The 17415-nt window shown below is 64.0% G+C and carries 16 protein-coding genes and 1 pseudogene; 10 read left to right on the forward strand and 7 right to left on the reverse strand.

Annotation, left to right across the window (positions count from 1 at the left end):
- Positions 1-85: 85 nt before the first annotated feature.
- The 8 genes and pseudogenes from OJA40_RS09335 to OJA40_RS09365 all read left to right on the forward strand — a co-directional run bounded on the left by OJA40_RS09335 (position 86) and on the right by OJA40_RS09365 (position 9974).
- Positions 86-604 (forward strand): Uma2 family endonuclease, encoded by a 519-nt coding sequence (locus OJA40_RS09335; RefSeq protein ID WP_259110654.1) that lies wholly within the window; start codon positions 86-88, stop codon positions 602-604.
- Between the two features lie 205 nt (positions 605-809).
- Positions 810-1331: a Uma2 family endonuclease gene (locus OJA40_RS09340; RefSeq protein ID WP_263810435.1), complete on the forward strand. Its 522-nt coding sequence runs from the start codon at positions 810-812 to the stop codon at positions 1329-1331.
- Between the two features lie 1192 nt (positions 1332-2523).
- A pseudogene (locus OJA40_RS15605) lies at positions 2524-3413 on the forward strand (transposase); the annotation flags it as partial.
- 112 nt (positions 3414-3525) lie between these two features.
- The gene (locus OJA40_RS15610; RefSeq protein WP_272504034.1) at positions 3526-3822 is read left to right on the forward strand and encodes an AbrB/MazE/SpoVT family DNA-binding domain-containing protein; all 297 of its coding nucleotides are present in this window, start codon (positions 3526-3528) and stop codon (positions 3820-3822) included.
- On the forward strand, positions 3809-4210 hold the full coding sequence (locus tag OJA40_RS09350; RefSeq protein ID WP_011403014.1) for a PIN domain-containing protein: 402 nt from the start codon (positions 3809-3811) through the stop codon (positions 4208-4210). Before OJA40_RS15610 ends, OJA40_RS09350 begins: the two co-directional genes overlap by 14 nt.
- 792 nt (positions 4211-5002) lie before the next feature.
- Positions 5003-6229: an RNA-guided endonuclease InsQ/TnpB family protein gene (locus OJA40_RS09355; RefSeq protein WP_011403015.1), complete on the forward strand. Its 1227-nt coding sequence runs from the start codon at positions 5003-5005 to the stop codon at positions 6227-6229.
- A 42-nt stretch (positions 6230-6271) separates the two neighbouring features.
- Entirely contained in the window at positions 6272-7987 is a 1716-nt protein-coding gene (gene groL, locus OJA40_RS09360) for a chaperonin GroEL (RefSeq protein ID WP_263810437.1), read from the forward strand.
- A gap of 670 nt (positions 7988-8657) precedes the next feature.
- Positions 8658-9974, forward strand: a complete 1317-nt coding sequence (locus OJA40_RS09365) for an alkaline phosphatase (RefSeq protein WP_263810439.1) — start codon at positions 8658-8660, stop codon at positions 9972-9974.
- Between the two features lie 185 nt (positions 9975-10159).
- Here the strand turns inward: OJA40_RS09365 and lplA are convergent, their stop codons facing one another.
- From lplA to OJA40_RS09395, 6 genes are all read right to left on the reverse strand, one after another.
- Positions 10160-11242: a lipoate--protein ligase gene (gene lplA / locus OJA40_RS09370; protein ID WP_263810440.1), complete on the reverse strand. Its 1083-nt coding sequence runs from the start codon at positions 11240-11242 to the stop codon at positions 10160-10162.
- Positions 11243-11295: 53 nt separating this feature from the next.
- Positions 11296-11751 (reverse strand): hypothetical protein, encoded by a 456-nt coding sequence (locus OJA40_RS09375; RefSeq protein WP_208426878.1) that lies wholly within the window; start codon positions 11749-11751, stop codon positions 11296-11298.
- Positions 11752-11886: 135 nt separating this feature from the next.
- Complete coding sequence (locus tag OJA40_RS09380; RefSeq protein WP_263791952.1) at positions 11887-12117, reverse strand: ferredoxin; 231 nt, start codon at positions 12115-12117, stop codon at positions 11887-11889.
- Between the two features lie 94 nt (positions 12118-12211).
- The gene (locus OJA40_RS09385; RefSeq protein ID WP_208426876.1) at positions 12212-12730 is read right to left on the reverse strand and encodes a BrxA/BrxB family bacilliredoxin; all 519 of its coding nucleotides are present in this window, start codon (positions 12728-12730) and stop codon (positions 12212-12214) included.
- Positions 12731-12898: 168 nt separating this feature from the next.
- Positions 12899-13243, reverse strand: coding sequence for a ferredoxin FdxA (gene fdxA / locus OJA40_RS09390; protein ID WP_208426875.1), 345 nt, complete (start codon positions 13241-13243; stop codon positions 12899-12901).
- A gap of 61 nt (positions 13244-13304) precedes the next feature.
- Positions 13305-13544 carry a hypothetical protein gene (locus OJA40_RS09395; protein WP_208426874.1) on the reverse strand — a complete coding sequence of 80 codons (240 nt, stop codon included), beginning with the start codon at positions 13542-13544 and terminating at the stop codon, positions 13305-13307.
- A 184-nt stretch (positions 13545-13728) separates the two neighbouring features.
- On the opposite strand from OJA40_RS09395, the gene OJA40_RS09400 reads away from it, so the two are divergent.
- On the forward strand, positions 13729-14379 hold the full coding sequence (locus tag OJA40_RS09400; RefSeq protein ID WP_263810441.1) for a helix-turn-helix transcriptional regulator: 651 nt from the start codon (positions 13729-13731) through the stop codon (positions 14377-14379).
- 501 nt (positions 14380-14880) lie between these two features.
- Positions 14881-16389, forward strand: coding sequence for a flavin-containing monooxygenase (locus tag OJA40_RS09405; protein WP_263810442.1), 1509 nt, complete (start codon positions 14881-14883; stop codon positions 16387-16389).
- 166 nt (positions 16390-16555) lie between these two features.
- On the opposite strand, the gene OJA40_RS09410 is transcribed toward OJA40_RS09405, so the two are convergent.
- Complete coding sequence (locus tag OJA40_RS09410; protein ID WP_263810443.1) at positions 16556-17281, reverse strand: phosphosulfolactate synthase; 726 nt, start codon at positions 17279-17281, stop codon at positions 16556-16558.
- Positions 17282-17415 lie beyond the last annotated feature (134 nt).

Below are 17415 nucleotides of genomic sequence, written 5' to 3' on the forward strand. Positions count from 1 at the left end.
GAGATGGCCCGCTTCTCACGTCTCCCAAGAACCCACCCTGCCCTTCTCCGTTTTATTTTTGCGCTCAAACAAATTCCTTGGTGCCATGCCTACAACTGCACGAGTAGCAGATCACCAAGAACGCTGGCACGAGATTATCTCCGACCCGGGCCTCCGAGAGCTCCCGTACACTGTAGAGACCAACCACAGAGGCCAGATCGTCTTGAGCCCGCGCAAGAACCGCCACTCCGTCGCCCAGGAGCAGATTCAAGGCCTACTCGATGAACATGCGCCTGGTGGGCTTCAGCCAACTGAATTTGCAATTGCGACGGCTGGGGGCGTGAAGGTAGCCGATGTGATCTGGATGAGCCCAGGCCGATGGGAGCACATGCAAGAGACCGGCGATCCCTCTACCCTCGCACCGGAGATCTGCGTGGAGGTGATGCCTGAGTCCAACGACTGGGAGTCCAACGACTGGGACGAGATGCACTCCAAGCGAACCCTATACCTGGAGGCTGGGGCCGAGGAGGTGTGGGTCGTCACCGAAGAGGGCGCCGTGCGGTTCTTCGCCGACGAAGAGATGGAAGCGTCCGAGGTCCTGCCGGAGTTTCCAGAGCACGTGTAGCGGACCTCGCTCCTGGCCAAGCCGGAGACTTGTTCGTCCGCCGTGGAACGGCGGTGGGGAGGCGGGAGACCAGCCTGCACCGTCTGGCGGATGCCCGGAGGTCTTGATGGAGGATGGCGGGCTGCCCCGGCTACCCCTGCAGGAACGAACCCGCGCCGCCGCACCTCCGTTTCATTAACACTTTGAACAGACGCAGCTGCCCCCCATGCCAACGACTACAACACGAGCTGAGAAGCACCAAAAGCGGTGGCAGGAGATCGTTGCCGACCCAAGTCTGCAGGAGCTCCCTCACAAAGTCGAAACCAACCAGAGAGGCCAGATCGTCTTGAGCCCGCACAAGAACCGCCACTCCGTCGCCCAGGAGCAGATTCAAGGCCTACTCGATGAGCATGCGCCCGACGGGCTTCAGCCGACTGAATTTGCAATTGCGACGGCTGGGGGCGTGAAGGTAGCCGATGTGATCTGGATGAGCCCAGGCCGATGGGAGCACATGCAAGAGACCGGCGATCCCTCTACCCTCGCACCGGAGATCTGCGTGGAGGTGATGCCTGAGTCCAACGACTGGGAGTCCAACGACTGGGACGAGATGCACTCCAAGCGAACCCTATACCTGGAGGCTGGGGCCGAGGAGGTGTGGGTCGTCACCGAAGAGGGCGCCGTGCGGTTCTTTGCCGACGAAGAGACGGAAGCGTCCGGGGTCTTGCCGGAGTTTCCGGAGCACGTGTAGCTGGCTTTTCCCGTGGCCGAGCCGGAGACTTTTTCGTCCGCCGTCTCCAGGGCAGAAGAATTCCGTAGAATCCCGAGCGCGAGCCTCAACTCGACCTCGACGAAATATGCCGAGTGAAAGTAAGAGGTTGGCGCGTTTAATCCCTTCGGATACCTTAGAGGCCGTTTCCAACCTCTCCTTCCCGAACCGGGCATACACCTTTCAGCGTACCTCGGCTCTCTACGGAGTCTCTCTAGAGGCGCATCGGCCTCACGTTTCCGTGATGCATCTACCACGTTCCCATTCAGGAACGCACACTTCCGTCCTTTCCCATCTAGGGCAGGCTTCCATCTTCGGGGAAGGTCAGTCCCCTACCGGTCCCCGGATACTTATCCGGTCCCTCCTGCCGTGGGTTCGAACCACTTTGTCAAGGACTCGTCGATCATCCTTTGTACTTTGTATTTGAGGCTCCGCTGTCCACCTTCGCCAATGGCAACCATTTTCGGGTTGCTCCAAGACTACTACGCAGGCTCCGCCAACATCCGGTGGGCATCGGTAGGTCTAGGTACCTTCACATCCCATCGGATGCATCCTGGATTCGCAGGTTCATTCACATTCGCCAAACGTTAGGTCCCGCCTCCCACATGTCCCTTGTACCCGGTAGTACAACCGGGCTATCGCGACCGGAGCCTTAAAGCGTGGTATAGGCCCCGTGCCTCCTTCAAAAGGAGACTATCTGTTGGGCACCCTGATTACGCCCTTCAGTAGTCGCGCAGACCTCTTTTGGCGTCCCGGCAGGAGACATGTAGAGTTTCTGCATGATAACAGTAGCAATGTGCCTCTCACGGGACTTGTCTCCGCCAAAAGATTCAATCTCTGGAGTAGCTTCAGTCCGGGGTTTCTTTTCCCGATGGGACTAAGGCGGTTCTTTGGGAATGACCTTGTTTGGCCATCGCCAAGGGGAGCACCTTAGGACCTGCTACTGGTCCCGTCTCCCCCTTCCTGGGCCGGATGCTCCACGGCACGTCCTATTATGTGCCGCCTCAAGCCCGTAGGGCGATTGTGCTGCTCACGTCAGCACGTGTTCAGTGCGAAAGAACAATCTCTGAACCTGCGATTGTCCAGCTCACTCAGGGGTTGAAAAACCACATCGCCGCAGGCGGCTTGAAGAAAGGCGTAACCAATATCTTTCTACTCAGCCGCCCTTGGCGACATGGACGCTATTTCTACACCTGTTCGGATCTACCTGTTCATCTGCCAGCGCAAGAACCTGTCGGTTCGGAGGCCGACTCGCTGCGGGGGCCCAGCGGCAGAGCAACAATAGCGGTCCGGAGTTTACCGACGAGGAGGTACTGACGATTTACGTGTTTGGGCCCGTCGAAAAGCGCTCGACCATCAGCGAGATTCACGAGTACGTGGAAGATCACTTTTCGGGCTGGTTCCCTAATCTGCCCATGCAGAAGAGCTACAATCGGCGTCTGGGTTGGCTGAGCGCCGTTTTTGCTCCACTGGCCCGAGAGGCTCTCTCGATGATCGATTCCGAGAATACCCGTGGCAAGGCGCTTCGCATCGCCGATTCCATGCCGACCTGTGTGGCAAAAGGACAGCGATCTTCACAGGCGGAGGTTGCCTCCGATCGGCTCGCTTCGGTCGGCTACTGCTCCTCGAAATGTGTCTCCTTTCACGGCGCGGGAGCTCCACCTTGTCGTCGAGCACAGGTCCGAGCAGCTTCCCGTTCCGGAGCGGGCTGGGCTGACGCCGGGAAGCGAAAACGACCTCCGCGCTCTTCGGCGCGTGTTGTCGACGATCGAAGGTGGAGTCCTCTGTGGGGACAAGGCCTACTGTGACGGCCCTCTCAAGGAGAGGCTCGCCGAAGACCAGGATCTCGACCTGCTGACGCCAGTCAAGAAGGAAAAGGGTCAAAAGACTCTCTCGGCGGCTGATAAGCTCTACTCGGAGGCCGTAAGCCGGCTTCGACAGCCAATCGAGTCGCTTTTCAACTGGATCGACGAGAAAACTGGGATTCAGCGGGCCTCAAAGGTGCGATCATACCAGGGATTGCTCGTACATGCCTTCGGTCGACTCGCTGCCGCAATGCTCCTTTGCTCTCAACCTCTGATTCGCATTACAAGACCAGCTGAAACCAACCACAGGCCCGGAAGGTACGTCTTACTTGCAGTAAGAGATAATACTTTTTGTAAAGCAAAACTGCCCAATGCCAACCTCTACGCTCACGACTCGGGGCCAGACGACAATTCCGAAGCCGATTCGGGAGGCTCTTGGTCTCCAGCCCGGCGATCGCGTTGAATTTATCCTTCATGGCGACCGGGTGCTTCTCCGCCGCGCAGGAGCGGATCTCTCAGCCCTCGACGGCATGTTGGACCGTTCGGGACAAGAACCCGTCTCCACTGGGGAGATGGACAATGCAATCGGAACGGCCATCAGCGAAGGCCACAGCGCCTCCAGAACCGGAATTGAGGCAAAGACAGAGGACGACCATGACCGGAATTGACACGAACGTCCTCGTTCGGTACATCACTCGGGACCATCCCGAGCAGTACAAGGCCGCGAAACGACACCTTGAGTCCAACTGCACGCAGGAGGACCCCGGCTACGTGAACGTGATTGTCCTCTGTGAGCTTGCCTGGGTACTCACGACCGCATACGACGCAGCATCAGAGGAAGTCGCTCGGGTTATCGATCAACTGCTCCGGACCCGCCAGCTACAGATACAGTGCCGGGATCAGGTTCGCTCGGCACTCGCTGAACACAGAGATGGTAGGGCCGGCTTTCCGGACTGCCTGATTGGCCACCTCAACCGGGAGGAGGGGGCCGGCGAGACGGTGACCTTCGATCAGGACGCCGCCCAGATGGGCCGGTGGCGCGAGCTGGAGTGGTGAACGGTGGCGTCTTTGTACGGTGGTTTCCTCATGCGGTGGCTTCCTCGTGCAATGGCATCTTTGTGCCGTACCGTCTTCCTGACGGAGAATCATTCGGCCCACGGCGCTTCGGGCCTCAATCTCAAAGCGTACACTCGTCCTTCGGCGACGAGCCAACTGGCCCTACCTGAAGACGGCAATAGCGATCACGGCACGGGCTTCAGCGGGGATAATTACAGCGTGGACGACCGAGGAGGGCACCGAGGAAATACTCCGGGCGTGCCTGGTTTGCGGGTGCTGGCGGGCATTGCGGAGCTGAATGCATGTCCGAGACTGTAGCTTGGGGCCCACAGGGGCCTCTTGCACACAGGGAGCATATTCAGCAGGAGCACATTCAGCAGGAGCACCTCGGACGGGGCAGCACGACGGCGGCCGTCAGCACGTCTTCCACGAGGAGGCGGCAGGAGGTCTCGTGCTTTTCAGGGAAGAGCAACGTCGGGGAAGCTGGAGGCTCATCCCGACGCTCAGGGCAACCCGGTCCCCGAACGTGTGCGTGCTCAGCACGCTGACCCAGGCCGGCGTGATCGTGACGGGGATCGGGCCCGGCACGACGGCCGAGAGCCCGATGCTTAGGTCCTGCCCGTACCACATGCCCATCACGTTTATAGTTATAGTATTGGGTTGAGCGCGAGAAGGGCCGTAAAACTCCCGGCTTTAGCCGAGAGATATACGGACCTTTCTCGCCCAGCGGAGTGAGAATGAATTGATGCTCTCCCGAAACTTACAGCTACTAACTATGTTGCTGTAAAAAACATGGCTCAAAAGAAAGGCTTCAAGTATCGGTTCTACCCGACCGATAAGCAGAAGGCGGTTCTCGCCAAAGTCTTCGGGCACACCCGGTACGTATGGAATTGGGCTTTGGAGCTTCGTACCGATGCCTACTACGAAGAAGGTGAGAGCCTGAGCTACACTGATACCGCCAAGCGTCTGACCGACCTCAAGAAAGAGAAAACTTGGCTCCGCGAGGTCTCGTCGGTGGCGCTTCAACAGAAGCTCCGCGACCTCGACCAAGCCTTTCAGAATTTCTTCGATGGGCGGTGTGGGTATCCCAATTTTAAGTCGAAGCACGATAAACAGGCTGCTCGCTTTGCCTCCAACGCCTTCACGCTTCACGGCAAGAAACTGTCGGTGGCGAAAGTGCCGGGAAGCCTGAACGTGCGTTGGAGCCGTGATCTTCCCGACGAAGCTAAACCGACCTCGGTCACGCTCACGAAAGATCCGGCAGGTCGGTACTTCGTGAGTATCACTTCCGCGGTGCCTGAACCGGACCCAGAGCCAACAGTCACCGACGGAGATGGCAACCAGAAGTCGGTCGGCATTGATCTGGGCATAGCCGACATCGTTGTCACCTCCGACGGTTGGAAATCGGGCAATCCGAGGCATTTGGAAAATGACCTGTACCGTCTTCGCAAAGCGCAGCGCCGTCTTTCTCGTAAGGAGAAGAATGGATCTGACGGTCCGAGCGAGAACTGGAAGAAGCAAAAGCGGCGCGTAGCGAAAATCCACGCCGAGATCAAGGACAAACGAGAGGACTTTCTTCACAAGCTGTCTCGACGGGTCGTTGACGAGAACCAAGTCATCGCCCTGGAGAGCTTAAGCGTCAAAGGAATGCAGCAAAACCGAAGTCTCGCTCGACCCATCAGCGACACCGGATGGTCGACGCTCGTCCGGATGATCGAGTATAAGGCCAAGGAAGCTGGCCGGACGGTTGTCAAGATCGACCGCTGGTTCCCTTCGACCAAAAGATGTTCTGAATGCGGCTACGTCACCGAGAGCAAGCCGCTGTCGGTGCGGTCGTGGGACTGCCCTCGTTGTGATACCACCCACGACCGGGACATCAACGCCGCCAAAAACATTCGTACCGCTGGGCTGGCGGGAGCCTTCCAAAAGGCTAATGACTCTGGAGGACACAGTAAGACGCGGGACGCCTTCCGGATCGAACGGTTCGGGGCAAACGCGCATGGTCCTGTGAATGAGTAATTCTGAGTACGGGCACGAAGCGACAGCTTCTATGCCCGTCGCGTGAGCAAGAATCCCCCGGATTTATCCGGGGGAGAAGTCAAGGCGAAGCAAATAAGGTTTGACTCTGATGCACGAAGCGCCCTCCAGGAGGGCGTGGACCAGATGGCGAAGGCCGTCAAGGTCACGCTCGGCCCGAAGGGACGGAACGTCGTTCTCGACGAGTCCTTCGGCGCCCCAAACATCACGAAGGACGGCGTTACAGTCGCGAAGGAGATTGAGCTGGAGCAGAAGCTTCCAAACGTCGGTGCTCAGGTGCTGAAGGAGGCCGCGTCGAAGACCAACGACGACGCCGGCGATGGCACGACGACGGCGACCGTGCTGGCTCAGTCCGTCATCAATGCCGGCCTGAAGAGCGTCACGTCCGGCGCCAACCCGATGGACGTGAAGCGCGGCATCACCGCGGCGGCCGAGGAGGTCGTGACGCACCTTCGCAACCAGAGCGACCCGGTCGAGGGCAAGGACCGCATCTCGCAGGTCGCCACGATCTCGGCCAACAATGACGATTCGGTCGGCTCCCTCATCGCCGACGCGTTTGAGCGCGTCGGGCAGGACGGTGTGATCACCGTCGAGGAGGCCCACGGCATCGAGACGTACCTCGACGTGGTCGAGGGCATGCAGTTCGACCGCGGCTACCTCTCCCCCTACTTCGTGACCGACTCCGAGGAGATGGAGGCGGTGCTCGAGGATGCCTACATCCTCATCTACGACGACGAGATCGGCAACATGCAGGACCTGCTGCCGATCCTCGAGAAGGTCAGCGAGACGAACAACCCGCTGCTGATCATCGCCGATGACGTGGAGGGAGAGGCCCTCGCCACGCTCGTGGTCAACAAGATGCGCGGCACGCTGAAGGTCTCCGCCGTGAAGGCGCCCGGATTCGGCGACCGCCAGCAGTCGATGCTCGAGGACATCGCCGTCCTCACCGGCGGTACGGTCATCAGCGAGGAGAAGGGCTACCGCCTCGAGAACGCCACGCTCGACTACCTCGGGCAGGCCGACCGCGTCACCATCACCGAGGACGACACGACGATTGTTGGCGGCGAAGGCTCGGAGGAGGAGATTGAGGCCCGGGTCAACCAGATCCGGCAGCAGATCGCCAACTCCACCTCCGACTACGACCAGGAGAAGCTGCAGGAGCGCCTCGCGAAGCTCGCCGGCGGCGTGGCGGTGCTGAACGTGGGCGCCGCGACCGAGCCGGAGATGAAGGCCCAGAAGGCGCTGGTGGAGGATGCGCTCAGCGCGACCCGCGCGGCCGTCGACGAAGGCGTGCTTCCGGGCGGCGGCGTGGCCTACCTCCGCGCCCTTGAGGCCATCGAGGAGGTCGAGGTCGAGAACGAGGACCAGGGGATCGGCGTCTCGATCGTGCGGGAGGCCCTGGAGGCCCCGCTGCGCCAGATCGCCGAGAACACCGGCCACGAAGGCTCGATCGTCGTCCAGAAGGTGAAGGACGGCGAGGGCGACTTCGGCTTCAACGCCCGCACCGAGGAGTACGGGGATCTTCTCGATCAGGGCGTGCTCGACCCGACGAAGGTCACGCGCTCTGCGCTGGAGAACGCCGCGTCCGTGGGCGGCATGCTGCTGACCACCGAATCGGTCGTCGCTGACCTCGAAGAGGAGGATGACGACGGCGGCGGTGGCGGCGGTGCCGGCGGCGGCATGCCTGCTGGCGGTGCCGGCGGCATGGGCGGCATGGGTGGCATGGGTGGCATGATGTAACGCCCATCCGCTCCGTGTGCCGCGACTGCCCCGCCATGGAGCACTCTCCTACGACGAAAGCTGCCCTTCCCGCTTCTTGGGAGGGGCAGCTTTTTTTGTTTGTCCCATTCCGCTTCTGCCTCCCGGACGAAAAATGCCCTGGCAGCCCGGTCTGGTCGCTGGGGAATAACGAGCACCGGGGGCGGTCACGGTCAACGCGAGAAGTCCAATTCGAGACATCAAGACTGGGAAGCAAGACTGGGAGGCTTCAGGATTGGCGCCGAGCGCCTCATGCCCGGCGACGATGCTGACTGGGGCCCGGCGGTGTCCATCTGCTCACGTTCTGGCCCAAACGAACCGATTCGGGGACGCGGACCATCATGCCCCACAGAGATCCCCTTCGGCCCCCCGGGGCTTCGTGCCCGTCCCGTCCGGGTCCGTTTGTGTGTGGGGCTTGTTTCTGGTAAATTTTGCGGGCCTTCCAGAATTCAAGCTCGTTCGTCGACACACCAATTTTCGATACATGCCGGTGCGCTCGTCCACGTTTCACTTGCTCCCTGCATCCCGCCTGGGCTCCGCAGTCCGCCCGTTCTGCGCTGCCCTTGTCCTGTGCCTGTTTTGGGCCGGTCCGGCCCCGGCGCAGACCGTTCCGGATGCCCCTGCGCCCGAGGAGGCCCCGAACGTTATCCTCATGATCCCCGATGGCTTCGGGCCCGCCAGCGTGACCATGGCCCGGGACTACCTCCGGTGGCGCGACGGCCAGAAGGAGCTTCCCTACGACAGCCTCCAGGTGGGGAGCATTCGCACCTACGCCTCTGACAGCTACATCACCGACTCGGCGGCCGGGGGCACGGCCCTTGCCACGGGCACGAAAACCTACAACGGGGCGGTTGCGGTCGATACCTCCCGCCAGGCGGTGGCGACGCTGCTGGAGGGGGCCGAGCGGCGCGGCATGTCTACCGGGCTTGTCGTGACGAGTCGCCTGACCCACGCCACCCCTGCGGTCTTCTCGTCCCACGTGCCGGACCGCGGCCAGGAGAACCGCATCGCTCGCCAGCAGCTCAACAAGGACATTGAGGTCATGCTGGGTGGGGGCCGGCGTCACTTCCTGCCGCAGTCGGCTGAGGGAAGCGCCCGGGAGGACGGCCTCGACCTTCTGCGGGCGGCCCGGGACCGGGGGTACGAGGTGGTCCAGACGGCGAGCGAATTGAGCCGAGCCGGCCAGGGCCAGACGCCGGAGGATCGCCTTCTGGGCCTGTTCAGCCCGGGGCACATGGCCTACGAGATCGACCGCGACCACACCCAACAGCCAAGCCTTGCGGCGATGACGGAAACCGCCATCGACCGCCTGTCTGGCAGCCGGGAGGGGTACTTCCTGATGGTGGAGGGCAGCCGCATCGACCATGCCGGCCACGGCAACGACGCCGCTTCTCACCTCCGAGACATCCTGGCCTTCAACCGGGCGGCAAAGAGCGCGCTGGAGGCTGCCCAGGAGGACGACAACACGCTGGTGGTCATCGTGTCGGACCACGAGACCGGCGGTCTCACGCTGGGCCGAAACCGGGACGGAGAGGGGATCTACTCCTGGCGCCCGGAGACGCTGGCCGCCGTGGAGGCCTCCAGCGGCGCCATCGCCGACAGCATCCGGTCGGTCCGCTCTACCGGGGCAAGCGAGGCGGCAAAGCGGAAGCGCATTGCCGGCACGTTGACCCGCCTGACCGGCGTCCAGGACGTGCCGACGGGGATCGTCTCCAACCTGATGGCGGTCGAGGGGCCCTACGCCGTCGGGCAGGCCGTCTCTCCACTTGTCAACCGGCAGGCCCTGGTCGGGTGGACGAGCCACGCCCATACGGCGGTCGACGTGAACCTCTACGCCTACGGGCCCGGGGCAAACGCGTTTGTCGGCCACCACGACAACACCACCATTGCCCAAAAGATTGCAACCCTCATGGACGTGGATCTGGAGTCGCTCACCGGTACCCTGCGTGCGGGGCGGGACGCCCGGTAGCTGCTGCCCGGCGCTGGGCAGCGAAATCCCCAAGCCGGCCGAGGCTCCCCTGTGGCTCCCCCCCAGGCGGGCTGGATCGTCCGACGCACCGGTTCCCTGATCGGCGCCGGCGCCACGTTGGGCCGGTCCCGGCCCCGGAACCACCGGTCGAAGTGCGCGGTCCGGACGATGAAATCGTTCCGGCGTCAGCCCTTCTCGTAGAGCAGCGCCAGGAAGTCGTCGTTGGAGAGGCCCCCGAGCAGGGGTGACACGTCCACCCCTGCCAGCTTTGCTTGAAGGGCCTCCGGCGCGTACGGGGTGCCGCGGAGGTGGTGCTCCAGCGGGGCCGTGGTGCCCCAGGTGCCCAGAAAGTCGCCGTAGATTTGAATGCGGTCGATCGTGCCGTCCTCGATGCCCATCCGCACGTCGACCTCTCCTTCTTCAAAACGCTCGCGACGGCGCACGTCGAAGGGCGGGGACGCCCCCACGTTCCACGTCCATCGGCGGTACTTCTCATCAGCGAGGGCCTCCACGGCGTCCCATTCGTCGCCGCGAAGGGTGTAGACCGGCGTCTCGTCCTGGGGAAAGAGGCCGTCGATGAGGAGGCGCCGGAAGGTGGGCACATCGTAGACGCGCCCGCCGACCTCGGAGATGTTGGCCACGCGCTTGCGTACGGACTGGTGTGCCTTCGAGTCGATCTTGTCCGGCGTCACGTCCAGGGCGCGGGCGAGGGCCTTGCGGTCGGTGTTGAACATGAGCGTGCCGTGGCTGAACATGCGCCGGGGGGTGGAAAACTGCGCGTTCCCGGAGATCTTGCGGCCGTCGCCCGCCACCAGGTCGTTTCGGCCCTCCAGTTGGGCCTCCACGCCCATCGAGGCGAGCACGCGGCGCAGGGGGCGCGTAAAGCGGTTGAAGCTGTGGAGGCGATCCGGCTTGTAGTCCGTCATGAAGCTGAAGTTGAGGTTGCCCTCGTCGTGGTACACCGCTCCGCCCCCGGACATGCGGCGCACCACGCGGACGTTTCGGTCCGCCACGTAGGCCCGGTTGATCTCTTCGAGGGTGTTTTGGTTGCGCCCGATGATGATGGACGGCTCGTTGACGTAGAAGAGGAGATACCGGTACTGCGGGTCCAAATTCCGGAGCGTCCATTCCTCAAGCGCAAGGTTAAGGGTCGGGTCCGTCACGCCCTCGTTGTCGATCAGGACCAGGGGGGCGGCCCGGGCGTTGTCGGGCGATGGGGGCGACGCATCGGGGGCCGAAAGCTCGGGGGCCGAAAGCGAAGACGACATGGGGAACGGACAGGGGCGGATGCGAGAACCACCGAGGAGGGGCCGAGCAGCATCTACGTCCCGGACATCGACTCGTACTCAGCCTGCTGGGCGGGCACGATGTACTCGTTGAAGTACCAGCTCGTCAGCTCTTCGAACGAGAGGTAAAAGCCTGTGCCGAGCACGACCACGAGAAGGGCAAAGAGCGCAAGGTTTTTCCGTTTGCGGCCCGGGTCAATCGAGCACTGGTTCTGCCGGCGGTGGTAGAGCCACGTGCCGACGAGCCCAACGAGCGCGGCCACGCCCCGAAGGATCCAGGCGCCCAGTCCCGCCGATCCGTCGGGGGCGTAGAAGAGATCGGCGAAGGAGATGGCGTAAATGCCCCCCATCAGGCCCACGGCAAACAGCACGGCCGGCGCCACGCAGCAAAGCATGCCGGCCAGGCCGACCGAGGCGGCCACCTTGAGGCCCCAGTCCCACAGGCTGGGGGGCGACTCGTCAGTGCGGTCCTCCGTCGTAGTTGAGCTCATGGAGCAATAGTGGGGTTTGAACCAGTAGCTGACACGCAGACGTCTGGGGAGGCACACGCCCCGACGCGAGGAAAGAGCGGCGCGCCGGGGCGCGCTCTTTCCCCGCAGCGTTTTGGAAAAATGAGGATGGGCGCGTTACGGCACCACCTGCTCGTCGCCGTCGTAGACCCGGAGCGCATCGACCGGGCATACGGCACAGGCCTCCTTCAGCCGCTCCGGATCGATGTCCGGGGGCTCCTCCTGGAAGCGCACGAGGTTTTGTTCATCGATCTCGAAGATTTCGGCGGCGAGCCCGACGCAGCTGCCCGACCCGATACACAGGGTCCGGTCGATTTCAACGGTCAGGCCCGCAATGTCGCGTGTCATCGTTCAGGCTGTTGTTGGTGAGAGGTGCGTCTCCTACTCAGAACGGTCCGCCCCCCCCTCCCCCCCGGCGGTGGGGCGAGCAGGCGCGGCGGGGTCAGCTAATCGACTGGAACGTGGAGGGCAGGCCCCCGGCGTTGGGCGACGAGTTGAGGTCGGGGCGACTCGGGGCATCCGACGGGGGCGCCTCGTCGGTGCAGTACGCCTGGAGGGCCTCGACCAGATCCGCACTGATCGCCGCCGGCTCTCGGCCCTCAATGTGCTTCCGCTCGATGACGTAGACCGGCTGGCCGTTTTGGAAGAGGGCCATGAACGGCGAGGACGGGGGAATGCCGGGCAGATGCGTGTCCCGGACGTAGTCGGTCGCCGCCACGTCCTGGCCCGCGAACACCGTCACCGCGTGGTCCGGCGCCGGGCCGGTTTCCAGGGCCTGCGCCACGGCCGGCCGGGCGCCGCCCGCCGCGCACCCGCACACGGAGTTGATGATGAGGAGCAGGGTCTCGTCCTCGGCGGCTCCGAAGGCCGCGTCGACGTCGTCGGGGCTTTTGAGCTCGTCGATGCCGAGGCGCGTGAGCTCCTTGCGCATCGGCTCGACCATGGACTTGGGGTAGGGCATGAGACCGGAAGTGCGAATGATCAAACGGTAGTGAGAATGAGCGTAGAGGCTCCGCCAAGGGCCTCACTGTTCTTCGTTTTGATCGGGTGTGCAACCGGGGCCGCAACCCATCCCCGAGGGGAGGGGAGGGGAGGGGGACTGGTGTCTTCCGGGCCCCGCTCGGGCCCCTCACACGTCCCACGTCAGGATGTCCTCCTCGGACTTTTCGGCGTCCTCCCACGCCTCCGCGTCGTCGAGGGGGCCGGTTTTTTCCGTCACGTTGTAGCCGAGATCGCGCCACTGGTTGGCCAGATACTCGTTCCACTGCGTGTAGTGCTCCCACTCCTCGGGAAGCTGGTCGTCCGGGTAGATGGCCTCGACCGGACAGACGGGCACGCAGGCGTTGCAGTCGATGCACTCGTCGGGCTGAATCGCCAGAAAGTTCGGGCCCTCGTAGAAGCAGTCCACCGGGCAGACCTCGACGCAGTCGGTGTACTTGCAGTTGATGCAGGGCTCGGCGACGACGTACGGCATACGGAGGGAAAACGGCAGGCAGTTTGTTACAGTCTCACGGCCGAAAAGCCAGCCAGGGCCATCAGGGTGTTCTCCGGGCGTCGCCGGACGACGCGCAGTCACGGAGGGCCCGAAGCCCGTCCGCGCTCACGGCGAGCAGCTGGCGCCGGCCGCGTCCGGCCTCCAGGAGAACGGAGGTCGGGGCATGGCGGCGCAGGCACTCCAGCACCGAGGCGGGGCTGAGCCGAAAGCGTGCTGAGAATCGCCGGAGCATGCCGATGGCTTCTCCGTCTTCGGCAACGTGGAACGGCGGGATTTGCATGCTCGACGAGGGATCGGGTTTGTGCACCAATGCGCCTATCAAAGAGAAAAGAGGCGCCCGTATTTTCAACATTTACGTGCCGAGTTCCTTTTAATTGATACTCTCTACATAAAACTGTATCCTGTCGGCACGCATACGCAGGCGCCCGGCCCCGCTGTAATTGCCCCTCATTCATCTCGTCCCCATGCCTGTCCTCGACCTCCTCAATTCCGAGACAAAGCGTCGGCTTCTCCGGCTCATGAACCGTCTGGGCGAAATCACCCTCAACGACGCGATGGAGACGATCGACCGGGCGCGCCCGACGCTGCGGGACCACCTCGATCAGATGGGGCGAGATGGACTCGTGACCCGTCGTTCCAAGCGGGAGGGACGCGGGCGCCCGAGCATGTGCTACCGCATGACTTCGCTCGCCGAGCGGCTCTTTCCCCGGCGGGAGGGCGCGGTCTTTGCCGAGTTTCTGGCGTACCTGGAGGAGCAGGGACGGGATCAGCTCATTGAGGAGTTCTTCCAGTCGTTCTGGGACGACCGCCTGGACGAGGTGGAGCGCCGTCTCCCCGGATCATTGGAGTCGGCGGACACGCGGCAGATCGTTGACGTTCTGAAGGCGGTGCTCGAAGAAGCTGGTTTTATGCCCGAGGTGCGCGTTGAGGAGGACAGGGTCGTCGTCGAGGAGTGCAACTGCCCGTTCGCGGAGATTGTCGGCACCACCGAGCTTCCCTGCGCGTCGGAGACCTGCTTTTACGAGACCCTGTTCGGGCGCGTGGAGCGGACGCGTCACATTCCCGATGGGGATGAGGCCTGTGCCTATGAGCTGCCGGTCCTCCAACAGCAGTAGCGGCAACGGCAGCGGTGGCAACGACCGCAGTGGGCCTCCTTCTCTGGAGCGACTCTCCGGGGCGGACCCCGAAGTGCACCCAGACGCCTGATGGGCACTGTGGGGCTCCACCCCCCACCAACCTGACGCGCAGGTCGCAGGGGCCTGTCGGAATCCCCTCGGTGCGGTAGCGCCCGTTGCTGCGGGGGGCAACCTGCGCATCAACGAGCTGCCCCGTCGCGCCCGGGAGCGACTCGCCGTCTACTGACGTCACGACGCCCCGGGGCGTACCGCTGGCGCTGGGCGGCAGGGGGGCTCGTCTGCGCGGACTGAAGCATGCCGACCCCGATCGGGGGCCGGCCCGAATTGCCCACGGCAGGCGCCTACGATTTGATTTTGATGGAGACAGACCGAGCGCCCCGCGCATGCATTAACATCTACACACAGATCTCGTCCATCCAGATGCAACCCATCCAGACGTAGTCCATCCAGATGCCATCCACGAACCCACCCGCACCCGCCATGGGGGAGGCCGACACGGCAGAGGCCGATGTCGCAATCATTGGAACAGGCTTCGCCGGGCTCGGCGCAGCGATTCGGCTCCTGCAGGAGGGCATGACGAACATCGTCGTGTTTGAGCGCGCAGACGAGGTTGGGGGCGTCTGGCGGGAGAACCGCTATCCGGGCTGTGCCTGCGACACCGCCTCGCACCTCTATTCGTTTTCCTTCGCGCCGAAGGCGGACTGGAGCCGTCGCTTCGCGGGGCGGGATGAGATCTTTGCCTACCTGAAGCAGTGCGCGACGCAGTTTGGCGTGCGCCCGCACATCCGGTTCGGGCACGCGGTCCGTCGCGCCGCGTGGGACGAGGAGGGCCTCCGCTGGCACGTCGAGACGTCAGAGGGGACCTACATGGCGCGGGCGCTCATCTGTGGCGTCGGGGCCCACTCCCAGCCCCTCATCCCCGACCTGCCCGGGCAAGAGCGCTTCGAGGGCAGGGCGTTTCACTCGTCCGGCTGGCCCGAGGACTTTGACCCGTCCGGGCGCCGCGTGGCCGTCGTCGGCACGGGGGCCTCGGCGGTGCAGATCGTGCCGGCGCTGCAGCCGCACGCCGAGCACCTGACGCTCTTCCAGCGCACGCCGGCGTGGGTGGTCCCGCATGGCGACCGGGAGATCCCGACAGCCGTCCACGACCTGTTTCGCCGCGTGCCGGTGCTTCTGCGAATCTGGCGCTTCGTGCTGCACCACCTCCGCGAGGCCACCGGCTGGCTCTTCTGGGACCGGCGCGTCGCTCGCCTCGTGGAGCCGCTCGTCCGGTACTGGATGCGGAGCCAGATCTCCGACCCCGATCTGCGCGAGACGCTGATCCCCGACTACGCGCTCGGCTGCAAGCGCATTCTCCACTCGGACACGTACCTCCCTGCGCTCTCGGAGCCCAATGTGACCGTCGTCGACGGGGCCGCCCGCGAGGTGCATCCGGGGGGCGTGTCCGGGCCAGAGGGCGTGTCCGGGCCGGCGGGCCCCCGCGACGCGGACGTGATCGTCTACTGCACGGGGTTTCGGTCGACGAAGATGCCGCTTCGCCACAGCATCTACGGCCGGGAGGGGCGGTCGCTGGCGGAGACCTGGGGCGATTCCCCGCGGGCGCACCTGGGCACGACGGTGGCGGGGTATCCGAATCTGTTTCTTCTCCGGGGCCCGAACACCGGGCTCGGCCACAACTCTATTCTGCCGATGATTGAGGCGCAGATCGAACACATCCTCGGCGCGCTGCGGCACATGGGCGACACGGGGGGCGCCGCCGTCGAGCCGCGGGCTGCCGCGCAGGCCCGCTTCGTGCGCCAGGTGGACCGCTGGTCGGAGGGCACTGTCTGGACCGACGGCGGGTGCCGCAGCTGGTACCTCGACGCCACGGGCCGCAACGCCGTGCTGTGGCCGCGCTCCGTTGCCGCCTTCCGCCGCCGCGCTGCCGACTTCGACCCGTCGGAGTACGCCACGATACGCCACGCCCGGTCCCCCACTGCGGCGCGCTAGGAGCGGCCCAAAGCGGCCCGGATCCCCGCGCCCAGCCTGAGCCGCAGGCAGCCTGCCGTGGTGTGCTGGGCCCTCACGGCAGATGCCCCCCGTCCCGCCTGCCGCTGGACGAGATGGAGGGGAAAGCCGTCGATCAGGTGTCGGTGGGCACACAGGTCCCCCATGACTACTCCTTGAACGTGTGCACGCGGCCGAAGAGGTCGTGCGGGCCCCAGATGCCGCTGCGCAGGCATTCCAGCTGAACGATCTGGCTGTGGTCCACGAAGAGGTTCACCTCCGGGCCGTAGTTCTGCACGTACCAGGGAAAGACGTGCGGGTCGGCCGCCTCGAACATGATGTGTTCTAGCCCCAGCTCGTCGATGAACTGGGCGGGCACCTCCGTGCGCATCTCCGGCACGTTTTCGGTAATGCCCTCGCTCTCCATCATGATCTGGTAGGCGCCCGCGTCGAGAAACCGCCGGGCCTGCGCGATGGCCTGCGACGGGTCCTGCTGGCCAATCTGCTCCAGCTCCTCGGTCGTGGTGGCCCCGCCGCCGGCCCCGTGCTGAATGCCGACCTCCGGCTTGGCCTTGAGGCCGGCCTCCTGCACGGCCTCGATCAGGCGCAGCCAGTCGTCGGTGGGCAGCGTGATGAAGCCCGCGGAGACCTCGACGATGTCGAAGCCGAGCCGGGCACACTCGTCGATGTAGCTGTGCACCGCGTCGGTCCCTTGCGAGAGCACGTACTCCATGAACCCGCCCGTAGAAACGAGCACGTCGTGCTCGTGGGCCTTGTCGAGGAGGGCTTGCACCTCCTCCTCAGGCATCAGGCTGAAGGAGCCGCCCGCAAACTTGAGGCTGTCGACGTAGTGGCCCATTGTGGAAAGCACATCATCGAGGTAGTTGGGGCCCATCGGAAGGCCCACGGTGCTGCAGGTGCTCGGGGTGATGGACGCCCACTCAATCGCAAGGCCTCCACCGTTCCTCGGTCGCCTTTTCTCGGCGATTGCTGAGGTCGGATTGGGTAGCAGAGCCCACCAGTCGAGGG

The sequence above is a fragment of the Salinibacter pepae genome (assembly GCF_947077775.1).
Taxonomy (GTDB): Bacteria; Bacteroidota; Rhodothermia; order Rhodothermales; family Salinibacteraceae; genus Salinibacter; species Salinibacter pepae.